The sequence below is a fragment of the Mesorhizobium sp. PAMC28654 genome, assembly GCF_020616515.1.
Classification (GTDB): domain Bacteria; phylum Pseudomonadota; class Alphaproteobacteria; order Rhizobiales; family Rhizobiaceae; genus Mesorhizobium.
The window spans coordinates 1,582,798-1,605,381 of the sequence record NZ_CP085135.1 but is presented as its reverse complement, the minus strand read 5'-3'; the positions used below and the strand labels follow the sequence as shown (position 1 = coordinate 1,605,381).

The following is a 22,584-nucleotide window of genomic DNA, read 5'->3' as shown; positions in this document are numbered from 1 at the left end:
CAGGCCAGCCATATCAGCTGCCGGGAGGGCTCACGGGCTCCAATGTCTTGGGCTGCGTCAGTCCGCCATGTCCCGACACCGCATTGCCGGCATCCGGCGCCAATCGCATAAACGACAGTGCCGCCGCCGCCGACACGGCCGCCACGATGAAGAATGCGTTGTGGAAGTCGCCAAGGGTCAGCGGGCCGCCGTGGACCTTCTGCGAGATTTCAAGGATGCCGCCCGCCAGGGCCACGCCAACCGCGATCGCCAATTGCTGGAAAACGGCGGTGATCGGCGTTGCCTTGCTGGTGTCCTCGGCCGAAACCTCGGCATAGGCGAGGGCGTTGACGCCGGTGAAGAACATCGAGCGGATGAAGCCGCCGGCGAGCAGCATGGCGAGGATCAGCGCGTAGGGCGTGTCGGGAGTGAAGAGGCCGTTCACGGCGATCGACGCGGCGGCGACGATCGAGCCGACAATCAGCACCCTGCGGAAACCGACCACCCTGAAGATCAGGGAGGTGACGAATTTCATGCCGATGGCGCCGATCGCCGAGACGAAGGTGATCATGCCGGACTGGAACGGCGTCAGCCCGAAGCCGATCTGGAACATCAGCGGCAACAGGAATGGCACGGCGCCGATGCCGATGCGAAACAGCCCGCCGCCGAGCACCGAAGAGCGGAAGACCTGGTTGCGGAAGAGGTTGAGGGCCAGCAACGGGTTTTGCGCGTGGCGCGCATGCCACAAATAAAGCGCTCCTGACACCAGCCCGACAGCCACCGTGGCGAACCCGACCATGGGCGGCAAGGCCGGCAGACTGACCACCGAAAGGCCGAACACCACGCCGGATGCCGCCAGTCCGCTCAGCACGAAGCCGGTGAAATCGAGCGGCGGCGTCTCCATGGATTCGGTTGCAGGCAGGAAGCGCGTGGCGAGCCAGATGCCGATGACACCGATCGGCACGTTGATCAGGAAGATCCAGTGCCAGGTGAAATAGGTGGTGATGAAGCCACCGATCGGAGGGCCAACGAGCGGGCCCACCAGGGCGGGGATGGTCAACCACGACATGGCGCCGACAAGTTCGCTCTTCGGCGTTGCTCGCACCAGCACCAGGCGCCCGACAGGCGTCATCATGGCGCCGCCTATGCCTTGCAGGAAGCGCGAAACCACGAAAGCCAGCAGCGAGTCGGACATGGCGCAGGCAATCGAACCGACGACGAAAACCGCGATCGCGGCGCGAAAGACATTCTTGGCGCCAAACCGGTCGGCCATCCAGCCGCTGATCGGAATGAAGATCGCCAGCGATACGAGATAGGCGGTCAGCGCCAGTTTCAGTGCGATCGGGCTGGTCTGGATGTCGACCGCGATCGCCGGCAGCGACGTCGCGATGACGGTCGAATCCATGTTTTCCATGAACAGTGCGACCGCCAGAATAAGCGGGATGGTGCGATTCACGAGCGTGCCCGTTCCAGATTCCTTTCCGGCTGGGGGCGAGCCGGTACGAGGGGCGGTTATCATGGCTGGCCAGCGATGTCGTGTTAATTTGCTGTCACTTTTGTGCGACCGCAACCATTGGTGGCGTCATTGCCGTTCAATGACGCTTTTGTGCAATGCAACGATCGGCTTTTCATCGGCGACGGGACGTGTTACCAGCCAGCGCCAATCCTGAAAGGGAAGAACGAGTCGGCGCTGTCCATTCCGGTCCAGCGCTTTTTTCGCATTCTGAAGGGCTGGCCATGGCAAAAATCATCGAAACGTCCACCGGCGCGCTGGCGCTGACCTTTGACGACGTGCTGCTGCAGCCCGGTCATTCCGAAGTCATGCCCGGCGAGACCGATATCCGCACGCGCATCGCCGGCGACATCGATCTCAACGTACCGATCCTCTCCGCCGCCATGGATACGGTCACGGAGGCGCGCCTCGCCATCGCCATGGCCCAGGCCGGCGGCATTGGCGTCATTCACCGCAATTTCTCGCCAGCCGAACAGGCCGAGCAGGTGCGGCAGGTGAAGAAGTTCGAATCCGGCATGGTCGTCAACCCGGTCACGATCGGCCCCGATGCCACGCTTGCCGACGCGCTGTCGCTGATGCGCACCTACTCGATCTCGGGCATTCCAGTGGTCGAAAACGGTGGTGCCGGCGGCCACACGGTCGGAAGACTGGTCGGCATCCTGACCAACCGCGACGTGCGCTTTGCCTCCGACCCGTCGCAAAAAGTCTACGAATTGATGACCCGTGAGAACCTGATCACGGTCAAGGAGAATGTCGACCAGGACGAAGCCAAGCGCCTCCTGCACCAGCACCGCATCGAAAAGCTGGTTGTGCTCGACAATAGGGGCAATTGCGTCGGGTTGATCACCGTCAAGGATATCGAGAAGTCGCAGCTTAATCCTCACGCCACCAAGGATGCGCAGGGGCGCCTGCGCGCAGCCGCCGCCACCAGCGTCGGTGACGATGGCTTCGAGCGTGCCGAGCGCCTTATCGACGCCGGCGTCGATCTGCTGGTGATCGACACCGCGCACGGCCATTCGCAGCGGGTCCTCGATGCCGTCACGCGCGCCAAGAAGCTTTCCAACTCGGTTCGCATCCTGGCGGGCAACGTCGCCACCGCCGAAGGCACCCAGGCACTGATCGACGCCGGCGCCGACGCCGTCAAGGTCGGTATCGGGCCAGGCTCGATCTGCACCACCCGCATCGTTGCCGGCGTTGGCGTGCCGCAGCTTTCGGCGATCATGTCCGCTGTGGAAACCGCGCATAAATCGGGCGCCTCGGTCATCGCCGACGGCGGCATCAAATATTCCGGCGACCTCGCCAAGGCGCTGGCCGCTGGTGCAAGTGCCGCCATGATCGGCTCGCTGCTGGCCGGAACCGATGAGAGCCCCGGCGAGGTCTATCTGCACCAGGGCCGCTCGTTCAAGGCCTATCGCGGCATGGGGTCGGTCGGCGCAATGGCGCGCGGCTCCGCCGACCGCTATTTCCAGGCCGAGGTCCGTGACACGCTGAAACTGGTGCCGGAAGGCATTGAAGGGCAGGTTCCCTACAAAGGACCTGTGTCTGGCGTGCTTCACCAGCTTGCGGGCGGCCTGAAAGCCGCTATGGGTTATGTCGGCGGTCGCGATCTCGCTGATTTCCGCGAACGCGCCACCTTCGTGCGCATATCCAATGCCGGACTTCGTGAAAGCCACGCCCATGACGTCACGATTACCCGCGAAAGCCCGAACTATCCCGGCGGAGCCTGATCAGCCCGAGCCGTATGCGTACTGGCGGGGCTTGCCGGCGGTGATCCTGCGTTTGTCGCGCCATGCCGCCGCACTGTGTTTCGTCTCGGCGGCGGTTTTCATCGCCATGTCGGCGCTGGAAGTCTTCTATTTCCGCCAGTTGAGCGGCGGCCTCCCGTCGCTCGATGTGCGCGTTACCGGGTTTACTCCTGATGAGGGCATGGCCTGGCTTACGTCGCTCGGCCGTCGCGGCAGCGAGATCATCCTCGTCTGGCACTACCTGACCTTCGACCTGCTTTTTCCGGCACTCCTGTCAGTGACGATGGTCAGCCTGATCCTGGCGACGGGACGACGCATGAAGAGTTTTCGGACACTGCCGACGCAACTGCAGTCGATCTTCGCGCTGACACTCGTGCTGCCGTACACCTTTGCCGACTATGCGCAGAACATTGCCGTGGCGCGTCTGCTCTCGGACTTTCTGACGGCCAATCCGGATTCGCTGTCGCTTGCATCGTCTCTGATTGTCACCAAATTCGCGCTTCTCGCGATACCGTTGATCGTGATCGCGGTTTTCACCGTGGCGGGGCAAAAGCAGCGTTGAGCCCAAGCGCAAAAGGGGCAGGGTGCACTTGATGAACCAGACAACGATTTTCTGGCCGATGCTGGCGCAAGTGCTGCTGGTCTACATCGTCTACGGCGTCTTGGGCCGACGCAGATACGGAGCTGTCAAATCAGGCGAAGCCAAGGTCGGTCAGTACAAGGTGCGGTCGACCGAGCCGGCTTCCAGCGTCACCGTCGCCAGCAACCTTATCAACCAGTTCGAACTGCCGGTGCTGTTCTACGTCCTGTGCCTGACGCTCCACATGACCAACGGCGTCAACTATCTGACGCTGGCCCTGATGTGGATATTTGTCGCGTCGCGCTATTTCCACGCCTGGGTTCACCTGACCAGCAACAATCTGCTGCTGCGCAGCCGCGCATTCTTTCTGGGTGCGGTGGTGCTGGCACTGGCCTGGATCTGGCTCGCGCTCCATCTGCTCGGCGTCGTTTGAGATACGGCGCGGTCTCCCCTTCTCCCACAACAAGGGGAGAAGAGGAGGGCTGACGCTACAAATCGAATACCGCGATCTTGCGCTTGTCGAATTTGATGGCGATTTCGCCGCGCACCAGTTTCAATGCAGCCTCGCCGAACACGGCGCGCCGCCAGCCCTGCAATGCGGGCACGTCGGCATCCTCGCCTTCGCCGGCGATCCGGTCGATATCGTCGCTGGAGGCCAGCACTTTGGAGGCGACGCCTTCTTTTTCTGCGATGATGCGCAAAAGCACCTTCAGCAATTCCGACGCGGCGCTGGCGCCCTCCGGCGGCTGGAAGTTCTTCGGCAGTTTTGGCATGTCTTCCTTGGGCAAGGCGAGCGCGCTGTTCACGGCGCCGAGCAGGGCCGTTGCGGTCGATGATCGCTCCCAGCCCTTTGGCGTGGTGCGCAGCTTGCCTAATGTTGTCGCGTCACGCGGCGCCTGTTGCGCGATCTCGTAGATGGCGTCGTCCTTGAGCACGCGGCCACGCGGCACGTCGCGCTCGCGCGCCTCGCGTTCGCGCCAGGCCGCCACCGCTTGCACGATCGCCAGTTCCTGTGGCTTGCGCAGCCGCATCTTCAGCCGCTTCCATGCATCCTCGGGATGCGGATCATAGGTCTCGCGGGAGGTCAGCACCTCCATTTCCTCATTCAGCCAGTGGGCGCGGTTTTCCCGCACCAGCTCTGCGCTGAGATGTTGGTAGACCTCGATCAGATGGGTGACATCGGCAAGCGCGTAGTCGAGCTGCTTGTCGGAAAGCGGCCTGTGTCGCCAGTCAGTGAAGCGGGAAGACTTGTCTAGCCGGGCACCCGTGATCCTCTGGACGAGCTGGTCATAGGAAACGCTGTCGCCGAAGCCGCATACCATCGCCGCCACCTGGGTGTCGAACACCGGGTGGGGAACCAGATCGCCGAGATGGACGATGATTTCGATGTCCTGCCGGGCGGCGTGGAAGACTTTGACCACGGCTTCATTGGCCATCAACTTGAAGAACGGTTTCAGGTCGATGTCGGGTGACAGCGGGTCGATCAGCGCGGTCACGCCGGGCGCCGCCATCTGGATCAGGCACAGGATCGGCCAGAAAGTCGTCTCGCGGATAAATTCGGTGTCTACGGTGACGAAATCCGACTTTTCGAAAGCGGCGAGAACGGTCTCGAGCTCTTTTTGGGTGGTGATGACGTGCATCAAATCGCTTTTATCAAAGTAAGGTCTCTTTCAATTTCAGCCGCGCGTGCTTTCGTCAAGCCGCAGTGCAGTCATCTATGCTCTGTCGGGCCATCGGAATCGCCATTGCGTCGGGCGAGGCGGGCAAAAATCGTTGATGTGCGCAAAAGCGCCGTGAAACGGCCGCGATGGCTTGCCGGCACGCCGGAGCGCGCCCGCATCCTATAGAGTATCACCGCGATGAAGATCGCATAGACAATGGCGCTGAACACGAACAGCGCGCTTGGCCCGAAATATTGCATCGCGGTCGAGGCCGCGAACGGTCCGCCAATCGCCCCGAAGGAGTAAAACAGCATGAGCGCCGCGTTGATCAGCACGAACTCGCCCTTGTCGGCGCGGTCGTTGGAGTGTGCCGCCGACAGTGAGTAGAGCGGCATGGCGAAGCAGCCGAAGATGAAGACGATAACGAAGTTGAGGAGCGGATCATTGCGCGCGACGAACACCAGCGCCAGCGCTGCAAACATGGCGCAGCAGGTCGTAATAAGCAGCACGTAGCGCCTGTCCCAGCGGTCGGAGAGATAGCCGAGCGGGTACTGGATGATAGCCCCGCCGAAGATGCCTACACTCACGAAAGTGACGACGTCGGCAACCGACAGGCCGATCTGTTCGGCATAGACAGGCGACAGCGTGCGGAAGGCGCTGTTGGTGACGCCGACGGCAACGCAGCCGAAACAGCCAAGCGGTGAAATCCGCCAGACGCGTGCCAGGTCGAGCTTGACGTCTTCCGGCGGTGTCGGATTGGAGCGGTCGCCGAGCGATACAGGCACCAGCGACAGCGTGATCATCATCGACATGATCGCGAAGATGGCGAAACCGCCCGTGCCGAATATGGGGATCAGGAACTGGGCTGATGTCACCGAGCCGGTATCGACCATGCGGTAGATCGCCAGCACGCGCGCCCGGTCCTTGTTGGCGACGCCGGAATTGAGCCAGCTTTCGATGATGGTGAACAGCGCGGCGAAACAGAAACCGCCGGCGAAGCGTACCGCGCACCACATCACTGGATCGACGACCAGTATCAGCAGCAGCGTTCCCGCCGAGGCGACCGCCGCCAAGGCAGCGAAGGCGCGTACATGGCCGACAGCCTTCATGATGCGGGTCACGGCCAGGCAGCCGAGCAGAAAGCCGGCGAAGTAGAAGGTACCCATCAGGCCGATGGACGAGGCGGAAAACCCCTCCTGCGCACCGCGCAGCGCGATCAGCGTGCTCTGCAGGCCATTGCCGCCCAGAAGGATGCCGGCGGCGATCAGAAGCGGAATCAAGGGACGGATGGAGGACATGAAGGCAATCGCTTGGACGTTGAGCCTTCTTGACCCATCACTTCCGCCAATACCAGCGACTTCTTCCCGCCAAGCAGACGTCACCGCGGCTCAATTAGGCGCAAATCATCCAGGCGTTGGCGATTCAATCCGTATGGTCTCCATGATTGCGCGTTCCAACGTCAGGTTCACCGACCTTTCCGTAAGCGGACGCGTGCGATGGGCCATGCCCTTCTTCACGCAGTATAGGTCATTCGGCCCCAGTTCGACCGTTGTATGTTCAAGGTCTATCGCCAGCCTGCCCTCGATGCCCATGAAAACCTCGTCAGAATCGGGATGTAGGTGCCAATAAAATGCCTCGGTCATCACGCTCATCCGCACCACATGGTCGTTCACGTCGCACAAAGGATGGTTTCGGTAGGAAAGCGTGGTCCCGCTCTCTACCGTGAGGTTCTTGACGTCTTCCGCCATTGGGTTCTCCAATCATGATCGATGGTTCGGGCCATTCGGCGCGACCGGCAGGATATACGCCAGTCCTCCTGACAGGGGCCGTCAGCATTTGCCGCGCGCCTATTCAGTGGCACCTTTGATGCGTTTGCACACTGCCAGGCCGGGTAGAGAGCGTCCTACTAGCCGCTTATCTTGACAAACCCTGCCTCTCATGCGCTTTTCGCCCGAATTTCGGGCCTGGCTGTCATGCTTCGGCCTGCAACCCAGAATCCCGGACTTTACCAATGACAATGCACCGTTATCGCAGCCACACCTGTGCCCAGTTGAGGAAGAGCGACGTGGGCTCGACCGTTCGTCTGTCGGGCTGGGTTCATCGCGTCCGCGATCACGGCGGCCTGCTCTTCATCGACCTGCGCGACCACTATGGTCTGACCCAGATCGTTGCCGATCCGGATTCGCCGGCCTTCAAGATCGCCGAAACCGTGCGCGGCGAGTGGGTCATCCGCGTCGACGGCGAGGTCAAGGCGCGCTTGCCCGACACCACGAATGCCAACCTGCCAACCGGCGAAATCGAGATTTTTGCCCGTGAGATCGAGGTGCTGTCGGCGGCGAAGGAGTTGCCGCTGCCGGTGTTCGGCGAGCCGGACTATCCCGAGGACATCCGTCTCAAATATCGCTTCCTCGATCTGCGCCGCGAGACGCTGCACAAGAACATCGTGGCGCGCACGAAGATCATCGCCGAGATGCGCAAGCGCATGGGCGATGTCGGCTTCACCGAATTCTCGACGCCGATCCTCACCGCGTCATCGCCCGAAGGCGCGCGCGACTTCCTGGTGCCGTCGCGTATCCATCCCGGCACCTTCTACGCGCTGCCGCAGGCGCCGCAGCAGTACAAGCAGCTGATCATGGTGTCGGGCTTCGACCGCTATTTCCAGATCGCGCCCTGTTTCCGCGACGAGGATCCGCGCGCCGACCGCCTGCCGGGCGAATTCTACCAGCTCGACCTCGAAATGAGCTTTGTCGAGCAGGACGACGTGCTGTCGACGATGGAGCCGGTCATGCGCGGCGTCTTCGAAACGTTTGCCAACGGCAAGCCGGTCACGCAGAAATTCCAGCGCATCGCCTATGATGTCGCCATGCGCAAATACGGTTCCGACAAGCCTGACCTGCGCAACCCGATCGAGATGCAGGCCGTCTCCGACCATTTCCGCGATTCCGGTTTCAAGGTGTTCGCCAACATCCTGGCCAACGACCCGAAGGCCGAAGTCTGGGGCATTCCGGCCAAGACCGGTGGTTCGCGCGCTTTCTGCGACCGCATGAATTCATGGGCGCAAAGCGAGGGCCAGCCGGGCCTTGGCTACATCTTCTGGCGCAAGGAAGGCGAAAAGATCGAGGGCGCCGGTCCGCTCGCCAAGAACATCGGCGAGGAGCGCACCGAGGCGATCCGCCAGCAGCTTGGCCTGGCCGAAGGCGATGCTGCCTTCTTCGTGGCCGGTGATCCGAAGAAGTTCGTGTCGTTCGCGGGCGCGGCGCGCACACGCGCCGGCGAGGAGTTGAACCTCGTCGACCGCGACCGCTTCGAATTGTGCTGGATTGTCGATTTCCCGTTCTTCGAATGGAACGAGGACGAAAAGAAGATCGATTTCGCCCACAATCCGTTCTCGATGCCACAGGGCGGTATCGATGCGCTGAATGGCGAGGATCTGCTCGGCATCAAGGCGTTCCAGTACGACATGGTCTGCAACGGCTTCGAGATTGCCTCGGGCGGTATCCGCAACCATTTGCCGGAAACCATGGTCAAGGCGTTCGAGACTGTCGGGCTGGACCGTGCAACGGTCGAGGAGCGCTTCGGCGGCCTCTACCGTGCCTTCCAGTACGGCGCACCTCCGCATGGCGGCATGGCGGCCGGTGTCGATCGTGTCGTCATGCTTCTGGTCGGGGCCAAGAACCTTCGCGAAATCACCATGTTCCCGATGAACCAGCAGGCCTACGACCTGCTGATGAATGCGCCGTCGGAAGCGACCCCGCAGCAGCTTCGCGAATTGTCGCTGCGCGTCGCCGTGGCGAAGAAAGAGGTTTAGGAAACACGCCGAACCGGTTCTTTCGATGCAGAATAAAAAAGCCCGGCATCGCTGCCGGGCTTTTGTTTTGCTGAAGCTGTAAGCTCAGTCTTCGTTCGCCTTGACCGTGACGCCGAGCGTCTTCGGGAGGTCGAGTGGGTTGGACATGGCGCCAGCCATGATCAGCGCAAATGGCACCGCTGCCGGTGGCTCGGCCGAGACTTCGAGGCTCTTTGGCTCGTCGAGGAACTTGCCGACGGCCGCCGTCACCTGCGCGGTCAGTTCCGGGTTGTTGAGCTGCGACATGCCGAACGGCACGATCGCCTTGGCCTGGTTGGCAATGTCCTTGCCGGACATGCCCTGCTGCTTGCCGACATAGTCCAGAACCTTGTTGGTCAGCGAATCGTCGTCGAAGCGGATCGATGCGCTGTTGAGCGACAGTTGCTGCAGCAGGCCGAGCATCGCCATGCCCTGTGCCGATTTGTCGGCACCTTCCGGCTGCGACGCCATCTGCTTCTGCACCGCTTGCAGCGACTTGATGAAGTCCATCGTGTAGCCGCCAAGGTCAAAGGTCATGCCGAGCGTGCCGGCATTGTCGACGGAGATATCGTACTTCGACAGCTCCATCTTGCCGTCGGTGGGCTGCCAGGTGCCAGCCACTTCGAAATTGCCCGATATGTTCTGGTAGCCGAGCGCGTCGATGACTTCCTTGGACTTCGGATCATCGACCAGGGTGAGGTCGGCATGGTATTTCTCGGTGGTGCCGGAGAACTCCATCGCCTTGCCGTCCGCGGGCGGCGTGATGGTAATGGCAAGCCCGTCCATCGAAAACGCTGTCTTGTCATCCTTCTTGACCGTCAGGTTCGCGAGTTCCGCGGACTTGTACATCATCAGCGAACCCAGCGGACCGGTAGCGCCCTCCGCGGGAACCGTCATGTCATGGATCACGAACGGGGTGGTCGTGAGAGTGACGCCGTCCTTGCTGTGCGAGAATGGAGCCGTCGACACGGTTGCGATGTCAAAGCCGCCGTCCGCGGCGGTCACGCCTTCAAGCTTGACGTCGCCGATGGCAAGCGCTTCCTTTTCGGCCGCCGGCTTGATGGCCACGCCTTGCAGCACCATGCTGGAATCATCGCCGGTCACGCCAGTCCAGGAGATGTCGACGCCTTGAGCGGCGAGAGCTGCCTTCAACCGGTCGGCAACCGCCGCATCCTGTGCGAGGGCCGCGTTGAGAGGAAGCGTCAACAAGAAGGTCGAGAAAGCGAGTTTTTGGAGAGTTGAGCGTTTGATTGTCATCGCGGGTTCCCTGAGAGTGTCCTGAAATTGTTTTTCAATTCGGCGCGCCATCACCATTCCGTGACGAACTGGACGGGAAAAAGGCGTATCCCCGAACATTGGTCGAAATTCATGTCGAAAGGCAAACCGATCCGGACGTCTTTGCGTAAATCGGTGAATTTGTCATGAAAATCGGATAGCTGTGTCTAGTTGCATTCCGCCTTAGATGCGGCATGTAACAGATTGATGTTGGGCGGTATGCCTGGCTGTGCGATCGCGTGTTGCGCACTTGACGTGGATTCATCCGCGGGGGCATGCGCCCCTTGCCGCGAATCACCCGCTCGGCTAGTTCCAGCCCATGGGAAAAAGGCTTTTGCCGCCTCAAGATGGCGGCGGCGATCATATTGAACCGGTCGATCTGAAGAAGGCGCTTGAAGAGCGCTATCTCGCTTATGCGCTGTCGACCATCATGCATCGGGCCCTGCCTGATGTTCGCGACGGACTGAAGCCGGTCCATCGCCGCATCATGCACGCCATGCGCCTCCTGCGGCTCAATCCCGAGCAGGGCTTCGCCAAATGCGCCCGCATCGTCGGCGAGGTGATGGGCAAGTTCCACCCGCATGGCGACCAGTCGATCTACGACGCGCTGGTGCGGTTGGCGCAGGATTTCTCGATGCGCTACCCGTTGGTCGACGGGCAAGGCAATTTCGGCAACATCGACGGCGATAACGCGGCCGCCATGCGTTACACCGAAGCGCGCATGACCGAGGTGTCGACGCTGCTTCTGGAAGGAATCACCGAGGACGCTGTCGACTTTCGTCCGACCTACAATGAAGAGGATGAAGAGCCGGTCGTGCTGCCCGGCGCCTTCCCGAACCTGCTTGCCAATGGTTCGTCCGGCATCGCTGTCGGCATGGCGACCTCCATCCCGCCGCACAATGCTGCTGAGCTTTGCGACGCGGCCCTGCATCTGATCGATCATCCCGATGCGCCGGTGACCAAGCTGATGGATTTCGTCCAGGGTCCGGATTTTCCGACCGGCGGCATCATCATCGACAGTCGCGCGTCGATCCTCGAGGCCTATGAAAGTGGACGCGGAGGGTTTCGCGTCCGGGCGCAGTGGAGCCAGGAAGACCAGGGCAGGGGCACCTGGAATATTGTCGTCACCGAAATCCCCTATGGCGTCCAGAAGGCGCGGCTGATCGAAAAGATCGCCGAGCTGCTGATGGCGCGCAAGCTGCCGTTGCTCGAGGATATCAGGGACGAAAGCGCTGAAGACATCCGCGTCGTGCTGGTGCCCAAGAGCCGCTCCGTCGATCCCGGCATCCTGATGGAATCGCTGTTCAAGCTCACCGAGCTCGAAAGCCGCTTCCCGCTCAACATGAACGTGCTGTCGCGCGGCAAGGTGCCAAACGTCCTCTCGCTGAAAGGCGTGCTCAAGGAATGGCTGGAGCATCGCCGCGACGTGCTGGTCCGCCGCTCGAAGCATCGCCTCGGCGAGATCGAGCGACGGCTGGAGATCCTTGCCGGCTATCTGATTGCCTACCTCAACATCGACGAGGTGATCCGCATCATCCGCGAGGAGGACGAGCCCAAGCAAGTGATGATGGCTCGCTGGTCGCTCACCGACACCCAGGCCGAAGCCATCCTCAACATGCGCTTGCGGGCCTTGCGCAAGCTCGAGGAATTCGAGATCCGCACCGAATTCGATGGCTTGAGCGCCGAGAAGAAGCAGATCGAGGCTTTGCTTGCCTCCAACGAGAAGCAGTGGGCGACGATCAAGTGGGAAGTCGCCAATGTCCGTGAGAAATACGGGCCGGAAACCGAAATCGGCAAGCGCCGGACCCAGTTCGCCGACGCGCCAGAGCACGACCTGACCGATATCGCCCATGCCATGATCGAGCGCGAGCCGGTCACCGTGGTTGTTTCGGAAAAGGGCTGGCTGCGGGCGATGAAAGGGCATCTGACCGATTATTCGACACTCACATTCAAGGAAGGCGACAGCCTCAAGCTCGCCTTCCACGCCCAGACCACCGACAAGGTCCTGGTCTTCACCACAGGCGGCAAGTTCTACACGATCGGCGCCGATCGGTTGCCGGGCGGGCGTGGCCATGGCGAGCCGATCCGCATCATCGTCGACATGGACAATGACCAGGACATCGTCACTGCTTTCGTGCACGACCCGAAGCGCAAGCTGCTGTTGGTGTCCCACGACGCCAACGGCTTCATCGTCGTGGAGGAAGAAGTCGTCGCCAACACCCGCAAGGGCAAGCAGGTGATGAACGTCAAGTCGCCCGACGAGGCAAAGCGCTGCATGCCGCTGACCGGCGATCACCTCGCCATCGTTGGCGAGAACCGCAAGATGCTGGTATTCGCGCTGTCCGAGATTCCGGAGATGGGCCGCGGCAAGGGCGTTCGCCTGCAGAAATACAAGGATGGCGGTGTCCTCGACCTGAAAGCCTTCACTCTGGAAACCGGCCTTTCCTGGCAGGATTCGGCCGATCGGACCTTCACCAAGTCGCGGGAGGAATTGGCCGAATGGATTGGCGCCCGCGCCTCGGCTGGACGCATGGTGCCGAAAGGATTTCCACGCACCGGTAAATTTGGATAGCGGCGCGAAGCGCCAATTTCTCCACGGATAGGGAAGAAATTGGCGAGCGCATCTGCATCACGCTCCGATTTCATTGCAGCTTGTCCGCATTTTCCTTGCCATTTGGATTGTCGTCACGATTGCTGCACTATGATCCTCTATCAGCGATGCAAGTGATGCCCGGGCACGGAGTGGTGGCGTTTGAAGGACAATGAAATTCAGAAGCCAGAGCGGCAGCAGCGCCTGTTCGGCCTGTCTACGCCACTCAGGTCGGCGGTCATTCCGCCGATCTCGGCGGCGCGCTGGCTGCTGGTGCTCATCGTTGCGGCGGGCGTCTATTTCTTCCATGGCTTCCTGTTCCCGGTATTGGCTGCCCTCGTGATCGCCTTTGCCAGCTGGCCGCTCTACCGGCGCCTGCTCGTGGCGATCGGCGGCAACCGGACGGTCGGTGCGACACTTGCGATTCTGTTCATCCTGACCTTCCTCGTGGTGCCGATCGCGCTTGCCGGCACCTACGCCATCAACGAAGTCCGCGAATGGGTTGGTTGGGCCATCGAGACCAACCGGCACGGTGCGCCGACGCCGCACTGGATTACCACCTTGCCGGCGGTCGGCGACTGGCTGAACGACCAATGGACGACCAATCTAGGGCACCCAGGCGGCATCGGCGAACTGATCCAGCTGATCAGTGGCGCCAATATCGGCAGCATCTATCGCGGCGTTCTGGCCGCCGGCGGCAGTGCGTTCGGCCTGATCCTCACCTTGCTGTTCATGATGATCGCCCTGTTCTTCGCCTATCGCGACGGTGAGCATTTCGCCGGACAGATCGATCGTCTCGGCGAGCGCATCCTGCCGACAAGGTGGGAGCGGATTTCGCGCGTCGTGCCGGCGACGATCTCCTCGACGGTGACCGGCATGACCGTGATCGCCATAGGCGAGGGCCTGGTTCTGGGTATCGCCTATTGGCTGGCCGGCGTGCCGTCGCCGGTGACGCTCGGCGCCCTGACCGGCGTGATGGCGCTTATCCCAGGCGGTGCGCCACTGTCATTTACGCTGGTGTCGATCTACCTCGCCGCCAGCGGCTCGATGATGGCCGGTGTGGCACTGTTCGTCTGGGGAACGGTCGAACTGTTCATCGTCGACAAGACGCTGCGCCCCAAGCTGGTTGGCGGGCCGATAAAGCTGCCCTTCCTTCCCACCTTTTTCGGCCTGATAGGCGGCGTCAAGACGATGGGCTTTCTCGGCCTGTTCATCGGCCCGGTGCTGATGGCGCTGCTGGTTGCCATCTGGCGCGAATGGCTGCGCGAGGTGGAACTGGTCGAGGATGCCGTTCCGGCCGATCCCGTCGAGCTTGCCGGCGGTCCGCCGCGGATCGAAATCGTCGCCGAGGAAAAGACCCACGCATGATCTCGAAGGCCGAAGCTTTCGGGTAGGATCTAATGTTTGTCGCCCAAAAGTGTGCAGCGGTTTTGGGATGACGACATGCATAAAAACGAAGGCTTAAAGCGCGACGCGCCTTAAGCTGGGTGGCTGACGGCGAGCGCGGCTCGGCGCTTACGCCCTTCATGCAATTGCCACATCGAATGGACGACCAGCGTGACGATCAGGATCGTGCCGCCGATCAGGCTGTTTCGCGTTGGCGCTTCGGAAAAGATTAACCAGACCCAGACCGGCGCCAGAACGGTCTCAAGCAGGTAGAACATCGCCACCTCCGGTCCGGAAATATATTTCGGGCCATTGGCGAGGCAGAAGAACGAGATCGGCATGATGACCGCGCCGTTGAAAATGATCCACCACGGCGCGTTCACCTGGAAGCCGACCTTGGAGACCATGAACACCGCTACGGCAAATGGCAGGATGACACCGACCAGGGCGGTAAATCCCATGTCCTTGCCGCTGGCGCGCGAGATGGTGATGGCCGAAGCCACCATCAAGGATGCGCACAGCGCCATGAAGTCGCCGAACAGATGCCCGGAGCCGACGGAACCGCCGACGATGATGACGATGCCGACGAGCATGAGCGCCATTGCGCCCAGCGTCAGCGGTCTCGGCCTTTCGCCGAGGAACACCCATGACAGCAAGGCCGAAAACATGGTGGTGAAGGCCAGGATGAAAACAAGGTTGGCGGTCGAGGTGTTGAAAACGCCGGTGACGAAGGCAATGGAGCCAAGCCCGTAGAGAACGGCGACGACGAGCCCGGACCTGCCGGGGATCAGTTGCGGCGCCCTGTCGCTGAGCGAACGCCAGACAGCCCACATGATCAGCCCCGCGGCGAAGGTGGTGCCGGTGCGCAACAACAGGATCGTCCATGCCTCGCCATGCGCGAGCCGGATCAGCGGAATGTCGACGGTCAGCGTTAGCCCGCCGATGGCCGTAAGCAAAAGCCCTCTGGTGTGAGCATCATGGGAAGGCATGCATCAACTTTCGCAATGAATTTTGCCGGCTGGCGGTGGTCGGCGCAATAGCACACTCTCCAGCCAATTGGCGGAAAGACCAGCGGCCTATCCATTGAAACAGTTTAAGGTAGGATTTGGAAAAAACGGATCAGCGCGTAACCGCTTCATGATCATAGCGTTCCCAGCCTTTCGGGCCCAGATGCTCTTGCGGCATGAAGCGCATCTTATAGTTCATCTTGCGCGAGCCGTTGACCCAGTAGCCGAGATAGACATGGGGCAGTCCCATCGCCCTGGCGCGAGCGATGTGGTCGAGGATCATGAAGGTGCCCAGCGAACGCTCTTCGAACTCGGGATTGAAGTAGGAGTAGACCATCGACAGGCCGTCGGCCATCTTGTCGGTGAGGGCCACCGCGATCAGTTCGCCCTGGCCCTTGCCGGTGATGAAGGTATCGGGTCCCCGCCGCCTGTATTCGATGACCTTTGTGTCGACATGGGTGTCCTCGACCATCATCGCGTAGTCGAGCACGGTCATGTCGGACATGCCGCCACGGCGATGGCGCGCGTCGAGGTAGCCGCGAAAAAGCGAATACTGCTCTGTCGATGGCTCGGCGTCATGCATGGCGCCGACAAGGTCCGCATTGTGCTGCAGCACACGTCTCATGTTGCGGCTGGCTGAGAATTCCTGCGCGAGAATGCGAACGGAAACACAGGCGCGGCAGGTTTCGCAGGCCGGCCTGTAGGCGATATTCTGCGAGCGCCTGAAACCGCCTTGCGTGAGCAAGTCGTTCATCTCCGACGCCTTGTCGCCGACCAGATGCGTGAACACCTTGCGCTCGAACTGGCCCTCGAGATACGGGCACGGCGACGGCGCGGTCAGGAAGAACTGCGGCGACTGGGTCGGATGCTGCGTCATCGAGCCTTGGAAACACTCCTTCGAATCGCCCTACCTTTGGCGCGGACGGCGAAAAATTCAACAGGATTGTGAAGGCGTGGTTGACTGTCCGCCTTCACATTTGCTCATAACTGGCTGCAGCGGCTGTTGGAAGGGCTGTTTCAGCGACCCGCCCGGCTGACCACGGTGCCAAGCAGCAGATCGTGCAGCGTGCGCTTGCGATCCGAAAACAGTGTCACCAGAAGGACCAGCGGCGACAGGATGACGTTGCCCGCCCAGAACAGCACCGAATGCACGACAGCGGTCATGCCGTCGATCGGCCTGCCGTCCAGACGGTCAAGACGGATTCCCATCATCTTCATGCCGATGGTGGCCTGGTCAGTGCTGCCCAGCGTGTTCCAAATGTAGAGGATGGCGACGGCCGGTATGAGGATGGAAAACAGCATCCAGCCAAGGCCGAGCGTCAGGATGCCCAGCAGAAACACCAGGATCGCGAATGGAATTGTGAGCAGGATGACGATGCAGTAGTCGATCACGAAGGCCAGGATGCGCCGTGTGCGCACGCCCTCATAGGCCCGGGTGTCGTCGAGCCTGCCAGTGATGATTTCGCCGTCGAGAACGCGAGCGTTCATGTCATTTCCTCGTTGTCGGGCCTGGCATAGGGTGCAGGCCGCTGTGAGAGAAATGGTGAACGGTTGCGGCGGAATCAAGATCGAGCCTTTCACGCACCGAAAGACGGAGCACTAAGCGCAGGCCGGTTGAATTTGCGCAGCGGATAGCATTAGCTTGCTGCGGCGCAACAAAGCATTTGGGACAGAGGCGAGGGGACGGGGCAATATGGACTACGACATGCTGGTTATCGGCAGCGGGCCTTCCGGGCGCCGTGCCGCGGTGCAGTCGGCCAAGCTCGGGAAATCGGTCCTGGTGGTTGACAGGGGCCGACGCCTGGGTGGCGTCTCCGTGCATACCGGCACCATTCCCTCGAAGACACTGCGCGAGACGGTGCTGAACCTTTCGGGCTGGCGCGAGCGCGGCTTCTACGGGCGCGGCTATCGGGTCAAGCAGGACATTTCTGTCGGCGATCTGGTCGAGCGCCTGCACAAGACCCTCGACCACGAGGTGGAGGTGCTGCAGCACCAATTCATGCGCAACACGGTCAAGAGCGCGCGCGCCGCGGTAAAATTCATCGGCCCCAACAAGGTCAGCCTGACCACGGATACTGGCGACTACAGCGAGGTCGGCTTCGCACACGCCCTGATCGCGGTCGGCACAAGGCCGCATCGACCGCACGATGTACCTTTCGACAAGACCCGTGTCTTCGACAGCGACGAGATGCTGGAGCTCGCCCACCTGCCGCGCACGCTGACCGTGATCGGCGGCGGCGTCATCGGCGTCGAATACGCGACGATCTTTTCCGCGCTCGACGTGCCGGTGACGCTGGTCGAGCCGCGCAATTCCATCCTTGATTTCGTCGACCGCGAGATCGTTGACGATTTCATCCACCAGATGCGCGATCGCGGCATGACGATCCGGCTGGGCAGCGCCGTGAAGGAAATCCGGTCCAAGCCGGAAACCGCCGAGGTGGAACTGGCTGATGGCCGCACCATTCGTTCGGAGGTCGTGCTCTACGCCGCCGGCCGCACCGGCAATGTCGGCAGCCTGGGCCTGGATGTGGTGGGCATCGAGGCCGACTCAAGGGGCCGCATCAAGGTCGATCCGCAAACCTTCCAGACAACCGCGCCCAACATCTATGCCGCCGGCGATGTCATCGGTTTTCCGAGCCTCGCTTCAACTTCGATGGAGCAGGGCAGGGTGGCGGCCTGCCACGCCTTTGGCGTGCCCTTGCCTCCACCGCCGGAAACCTTTCCCTACGGCATTTATGCCGTGCCGGAAATCTCCACGGTCGGCCAGTCCGAGGAACAGGTGCGTGAGAGCGGCGCCGCCTATGAGGTTGGCGTCGCGCGCTTTCGCGAAACCTCGCGTGGCCACATCATGGGCGTCGATACTGGCTTCCTGAAGCTGCTGTTCTCGATCGAAACGCGCCGTCTGCTCGGCGCGCATATTGTCGGCGAGGGCGCCACTGAGCTCATTCACATTGGCCAGGCCGTCATCAATCTCGGTGGCACTGTCGACTTCTTCGTCAACAACACCTTCAATTATCCGACATTGGCCGAGGCCTACAAGATCGCCGGGCTGGACGCCTGGAACCGGATGGGGCGGGCGTAGGTTTATTGCGCCACGTTGCGTTGCTGTCTGGCGACGGCAAGCAGTGGCAGGCAGAGCAGATAGAGCGCCGCGCCGCCAACCCACACCAGACCTGGAAAGACTGCCCTCGTGTGGAAATAGGTGGTGCTGATGATCATCGGCCCGAAGATCGAAACGAGGCTCGCCATGCTGGAAAGTACGCCTTGCAATCGGCCCTGGTGGGATTCGTCGACCCGCGAGGTCAGCAGCGATTGCAGCGCAGGGGCGCCAATGCCACCGAGACAGAACAATGGCAGCAGCGCAAAAGCCATCCAGCCACGGGTCGCTAGTGCGATCGAGACGTAGGCCATGCTGTCGGCGGCGATGCCGATGATGACCGCTCGCTTCTCGCCCCATCGCTCCGCGACCGGCCCAGCCACGAAGCCTTGGGCTCCGGCGTGGAGCAGTCCGAACAAGGCAAGCGAGATGCCGATGGTGAGCAAACTCCAGCCAAACTTGTCCTGGCCGTAGAGCACCCAGATCGTGCCGCCGATTTCGCCGACAAGGCCGAGGATCACATAGGCGCCGATCAATGGCAGTAGAGCCGGGAAGGTCAGCGCCCAGCGCATCGGTCCGAGCGGATTGAACGGTGCGGCTTCCCTGCTGCGGCCATCACGCGGGGGCTCCGGCAGCAGGAAGAACGCAGACAGAAGGTTGGCGCCATTGAGCACGGAAGCTGCGAGAAATGGCGCGCGCAGCCAGATCTCGCCCAGGAGGCCGCCCAACGCAGGGCCGGCGATGAAGCCGATGCCGAAGGCGGCGCTGAGATGACCGAAGCCACGGGCTCGCCTGTCTTCCGGTGTGATGTCGGCAATGTAGGCGCTTGCGACGGCCATGCTGGCGCCTGTGATACCGGCGATGATCCTGCCAGCGAAAAGCAGAGGCAGCGAAGGCGCAAAAGCCATGAACAGGTAGTCGACCATGGCGCCCGAGAGCGAAAGCAGCAGCACCGGCCGACGCCATAGCGGTCCGACAAGGCGCCAAGCAGGGGTGAAAAGACGAACTGCACGGCGGCGTATGCGGCGAGGAAGGTGCCGAAGATCCAGCCAATGTTATCGGCGTGGCCGACCTCGCGAAGCAGGCCCGGAAGAACAGGCAGGATCAGTCCTATTCCCACGGCGTCGAGGGCCATTGTCATGAGCATCGCGACATAGGCTCTTTTCATGCCAGCTCTTAAATTTATCATCGATAAGTTAACTTATCATCGATAAATTGCCGGCACAAGCGAGGGTATTCGAATGAAATTGGACAAGGGCTTGATCGTCGCCGAGGCGCTGTCGCTGCTCAATGAGGTCGGCATGGACGCGCTGTCCACGCGCCTGCTGGCCGAGCGGTTGAAGGTTCAGCAGCCCGCGCTTTACTGGCATTTCAGGAACAAGCGTACCCTGCTCGACGCAATGAACGACGAGTTGCTAAGGCGCGGACACAAGCACAGGGCACCGCGACAGGGCGAGGACTGGCGGGATTTCGTGCGCAACAATGCCCGCAGTTTTCGCGGTGCATTGATTGCCTACCGGGACGGCGCGCGCGTCCATGCGGGGACGGAGGCCAACGCCGAGGACCTGGGACATTTCGAAGGGCTGCTGCATTTCATGATGGGCGAGGGCATGATCGCTCACCAGGCGATGGACCTGCTTCTGGCAGTCGGCCGATATACGGTTGGCTGTGTCATGGAGGAGCAGGCCGATGCGCCTGAAGGGCCGGGTCGGGGCGCTGCCCTGGACGCGGCCGCGGAGCCTTATCCGCTGCTGCACTCGGCACTATCCCATTACCGTGTTGGCGGTCACGAGGCGCAGTTCGAAAGTGGCCTCGATCTGCTGATCGCAGGAACCGAGGCCAAGATGAACAAGGCCCTGTGATCGACGAATGGCTTAGCCAATTCCCGATACGGTGGCCGGCTCTGCCAGCCATTGCTTGACAATAGCCGCGTCTGGAGGCCCGAATTCATGGCCGGAAGAAACGGTCCGCGCTTCGACCTTGGCGCCATGCAGTTCAAGCAGCGCCTCGAGTGCCGGCGCGAAGGGCGCATAGGTCAGGTCGGCTTCGCCGGTTATGACCAGCACGCGCGCCGCCGACAGGTCCATAGGCGGAACTGCATCCAGCACCGGCATAGCGCGCAGAAGCGCGGCCTGCGCGACGAGGCCCGGATGCAACAGCATCAGGCTGGAAACCAGATTGGCGCCATTGGAATAACCAAGGAATGTCGTTCGCCAGAGGTCGAGCGCGTGACGCGCCGCGATCTCGGTGGCGAAATTCGCGAACGCATGTGTCTCGCTTCGGATGCTTTCCTGCTCGAAACGCGTCGGCGTGATCCGGGTGAACCAGCGGAAACCATCTTCCTGTGGGATACGGCCGCGAACCGCAACGAGCACCGCGCGCTGTGCGATCTGCCTGCCAAGAGGCACCAGCGTCATCTCGTCGACACCGGATCCATGCAGCAGGAACAGGGTTTCGTCGCTTGCGTCATCAGGCCTAAAGAGGCGGTAGGAAAAGCCCAGCCAGGACTGCGGTTCACCGTCTCCCGGCAGCTCGTCCATGATGATCACATCCTTTTGATTGCGCGGCATTTCCGGCTGTTTTGCCGGTTTGTAAACGCGATATTTTCGTGCTCCGCGAAAGTTGATTGAACCAGGCGCATTTGAGCCCGTTTTCTTTCCGATATCGTTCCCGCGGGAGGAATCGAAGCCGTGCGTCGGGGGTCGCATTGCCCGGTAATGACAACCAGCTTTGAGGGCCCTACCGATGACCACCCCTGTTTCGCCGGAACGCGACACCCGGATCGACGTGTTTCGCGCTCTCGCTTTGCTCACGATATACGTCGATCATGTTCCCGGCACGGCCTATGAACATCTGACCTACAAGAATTTCGGTTTCTCCGATGCGGCGGAAGCCTTCGTGCTGATTTCCGGCATCTCCGTCGCGCTCGCCTATGGCGCGAAATTCCAGCCGGGCGGCCGGCTGCTTGCGACACTCAAGCTATGGCGGCGCGCGGGCGTCCTCTATGTCGCCCATATCGTCGCGACAATGATGGTGATCGCCATCTTCTGCGCGGCGTCGGTGTTGGCAAAGCGACCCGACCTGCTGACATTCATCAACATCGAGCCGCTGATCAAGAACACGCCGGAAGTCGTAGTCGGCATCGTGACGCTCGGCCATCAGCTCGGTTACAACAACATACTGCCCGTCTATTCGGTGCTGCTGCTGATGGCGCCTTTTTGGCTGCTGTTCATCAACCGGTGGCCATGGGCGGCGCTCGTTGTGTCAGCGGCCCTGTGGCTGGCCGCGGGCATCTATCAGATCGCTCCGCTGAATTATCCGGAACCCGGTTTCTGGTTCCTCAATCCGCTGTCATGGCAATTCCTCTTCAACATTGGCCTTGCCGGCATGCTGCGTGTGCGGCGTGGCGGCGCCATTCCGGTCAACCGTTGGCTGGTTGGCGCTGCCCTGGCCTACACTGTCACGGCGCTGGTGTGGGTGCATAGCCCGCTCTGGGGTCAGATCTCCTGGTTTGGCCTGCCACCCGTGCTGACCGGCTTCGACAAGACGTTTCTTTCGTTGCCCCGGTTGCTTCATATCCTGGCGGTCAGCTATCTGGTCGTTGCCCTTCCAGCGTTCTCGAACCTGTTCCGCACCGCGCCTGACCATCCACTCGCCATCCTGGGCAAGCATTCACTGCCGGTCTTCATTGCCGGCACCGTGATCGCGATGGTGGCGCAGGTGATGAAGCAGATCAATGCAGGCGGGTTCGCCTATGACAGCCTGCTGCTTGCCAGCGGCATCGGCATGCAGTTCGCACTCGCCTTCTATCTTGAGTGGCTCTCCGGCATCGGTTGGTCCGGGAAAGCCCGGTCTGCTCGAGATGCCACGCCAGCTGTCGGCCCGGCTTTTGGCGTGCGGGCCATGGCGACAAGCCGGTAGTCCA

Annotated in this window: 18 protein-coding genes and 1 pseudogene; 9 read left to right on the top strand and 10 right to left on the bottom strand. The window is 61.5% G+C overall.

The genetic code is table 11. The features are described from left to right. Window positions 1-13 precede the first annotated feature (13 nt). Entirely contained in the window at window positions 14-1,435 is a 1,422-nt protein-coding gene (locus LGH82_RS08255; protein WP_227348047.1) for an MFS transporter, read from the bottom strand. Between the two features lie 281 nt (window positions 1,436-1,716). On the opposite strand from LGH82_RS08255, the gene guaB reads away from it, so the two are divergent. From guaB to LGH82_RS08240, 3 genes are read left to right on the top strand one after another with little or no spacing between them, the layout of a single operon-like run. Further along, window positions 1,717-3,219 carry an IMP dehydrogenase gene (gene guaB / locus LGH82_RS08250; protein WP_227348046.1) on the top strand — a complete coding sequence of 501 codons (1,503 nt, stop codon included), beginning with the start codon at window positions 1,717-1,719 and terminating at the stop codon, window positions 3,217-3,219. After that, window positions 3,170-3,799 carry a hypothetical protein gene (locus tag LGH82_RS08245; RefSeq protein WP_227348045.1) on the top strand — a complete coding sequence of 210 codons (630 nt, stop codon included), beginning with the start codon at window positions 3,170-3,172 and terminating at the stop codon, window positions 3,797-3,799. The genes guaB and LGH82_RS08245 overlap by 50 nt, the downstream gene beginning before the upstream one ends. A gap of 31 nt (window positions 3,800-3,830) precedes the next feature. Next, window positions 3,831-4,250: an MAPEG family protein gene (locus LGH82_RS08240; protein ID WP_227348044.1), complete on the top strand. Its 420-nt coding sequence runs from the start codon at window positions 3,831-3,833 to the stop codon at window positions 4,248-4,250. A 55-nt stretch (window positions 4,251-4,305) separates the two neighbouring features. Here the strand turns inward: LGH82_RS08240 and rnd are convergent, their stop codons facing one another. The 3 genes from rnd to LGH82_RS08225 all read right to left on the bottom strand — a co-directional run bounded on the left by rnd (window position 4,306) and on the right by LGH82_RS08225 (window position 7,226). Beyond that, window positions 4,306-5,457 carry a ribonuclease D gene (rnd, locus tag LGH82_RS08235; RefSeq protein WP_227348043.1) on the bottom strand — a complete coding sequence of 384 codons (1,152 nt, stop codon included), beginning with the start codon at window positions 5,455-5,457 and terminating at the stop codon, window positions 4,306-4,308. A 71-nt stretch (window positions 5,458-5,528) separates the two neighbouring features. Continuing rightward, entirely contained in the window at window positions 5,529-6,776 is a 1,248-nt protein-coding gene (locus LGH82_RS08230; RefSeq protein WP_227348042.1) for an MFS transporter, read from the bottom strand. Window positions 6,777-6,881: 105 nt separating this feature from the next. After that, window positions 6,882-7,226, bottom strand: a complete 345-nt coding sequence (locus LGH82_RS08225) for a cupin domain-containing protein (protein ID WP_227348041.1) — start codon at window positions 7,224-7,226, stop codon at window positions 6,882-6,884. A gap of 263 nt (window positions 7,227-7,489) precedes the next feature. Between LGH82_RS08225 and aspS the strand changes: the two genes are divergently transcribed. Beyond that, window positions 7,490-9,286 carry an aspartate--tRNA ligase gene (gene aspS, locus LGH82_RS08220; RefSeq protein ID WP_227348040.1) on the top strand — a complete coding sequence of 599 codons (1,797 nt, stop codon included), beginning with the start codon at window positions 7,490-7,492 and terminating at the stop codon, window positions 9,284-9,286. 84 nt (window positions 9,287-9,370) lie between these two features. On the opposite strand, the gene LGH82_RS08215 is transcribed toward aspS, so the two are convergent. Next, complete coding sequence (locus LGH82_RS08215) at window positions 9,371-10,561, bottom strand: hypothetical protein (protein WP_227348039.1); 1,191 nt, start codon at window positions 10,559-10,561, stop codon at window positions 9,371-9,373. A gap of 337 nt (window positions 10,562-10,898) precedes the next feature. Between LGH82_RS08215 and parC the strand changes: the two genes are divergently transcribed. Together parC and LGH82_RS08205 are read left to right on the top strand one after the other, a co-directional pair. Continuing rightward, complete coding sequence (parC, locus tag LGH82_RS08210; protein WP_227348038.1) at window positions 10,899-13,151, top strand: DNA topoisomerase IV subunit A; 2,253 nt, start codon at window positions 10,899-10,901, stop codon at window positions 13,149-13,151. A gap of 180 nt (window positions 13,152-13,331) precedes the next feature. Further along, window positions 13,332-14,537 carry an AI-2E family transporter gene (locus LGH82_RS08205; protein ID WP_227348037.1) on the top strand — a complete coding sequence of 402 codons (1,206 nt, stop codon included), beginning with the start codon at window positions 13,332-13,334 and terminating at the stop codon, window positions 14,535-14,537. Window positions 14,538-14,647: 110 nt separating this feature from the next. On the opposite strand, the gene LGH82_RS08200 is transcribed toward LGH82_RS08205, so the two are convergent. The 3 genes from LGH82_RS08200 to LGH82_RS08190 all read right to left on the bottom strand — a co-directional run bounded on the left by LGH82_RS08200 (window position 14,648) and on the right by LGH82_RS08190 (window position 17,050). Continuing rightward, window positions 14,648-15,544 (bottom strand): DMT family transporter, encoded by an 897-nt coding sequence (locus LGH82_RS08200; protein ID WP_227348036.1) that lies wholly within the window; start codon window positions 15,542-15,544, stop codon window positions 14,648-14,650. A 130-nt stretch (window positions 15,545-15,674) separates the two neighbouring features. Further along, a complete protein-coding gene (locus LGH82_RS08195; RefSeq protein ID WP_227348035.1) occupies window positions 15,675-16,439 on the bottom strand; it encodes an arginyltransferase in 765 nt (254 codons plus the stop codon). 140 nt (window positions 16,440-16,579) lie between these two features. Next, on the bottom strand, window positions 16,580-17,050 hold the full coding sequence (locus LGH82_RS08190) for an RDD family protein (protein WP_227348034.1): 471 nt from the start codon (window positions 17,048-17,050) through the stop codon (window positions 16,580-16,582). 205 nt (window positions 17,051-17,255) lie between these two features. Between LGH82_RS08190 and sthA the strand changes: the two genes are divergently transcribed. Continuing rightward, on the top strand, window positions 17,256-18,644 hold the full coding sequence (gene sthA, locus LGH82_RS08185; RefSeq protein ID WP_227348033.1) for a Si-specific NAD(P)(+) transhydrogenase: 1,389 nt from the start codon (window positions 17,256-17,258) through the stop codon (window positions 18,642-18,644). Between the two features lie 2 nt (window positions 18,645-18,646). Here the strand turns inward: sthA and tet are convergent. Then, window positions 18,647-19,827 (bottom strand): annotated as a pseudogene (gene tet / locus LGH82_RS08180) (Tet(A)/Tet(B)/Tet(C) family tetracycline efflux MFS transporter). Between the two features lie 91 nt (window positions 19,828-19,918). On the opposite strand from tet, the gene LGH82_RS08175 reads away from it, so the two are divergent. Beyond that, window positions 19,919-20,521, top strand: coding sequence for a TetR/AcrR family transcriptional regulator C-terminal domain-containing protein (locus tag LGH82_RS08175; protein ID WP_227348032.1), 603 nt, complete (start codon window positions 19,919-19,921; stop codon window positions 20,519-20,521). A 12-nt stretch (window positions 20,522-20,533) separates the two neighbouring features. Here the strand turns inward: LGH82_RS08175 and LGH82_RS08170 are convergent, their stop codons facing one another. Beyond that, window positions 20,534-21,436, bottom strand: coding sequence for an alpha/beta hydrolase (locus LGH82_RS08170; RefSeq protein ID WP_319799926.1), 903 nt, complete (start codon window positions 21,434-21,436; stop codon window positions 20,534-20,536). Here LGH82_RS08170 and LGH82_RS08165 point away from each other — a divergent pair. Beyond that, a complete protein-coding gene (locus LGH82_RS08165) occupies window positions 21,405-22,580 on the top strand; it encodes an OpgC family protein (protein ID WP_227348031.1) in 1,176 nt (391 codons plus the stop codon). The two genes, LGH82_RS08170 and LGH82_RS08165, sit on opposite strands and share 32 nt — an antisense overlap. Window positions 22,581-22,584 lie beyond the last annotated feature (4 nt).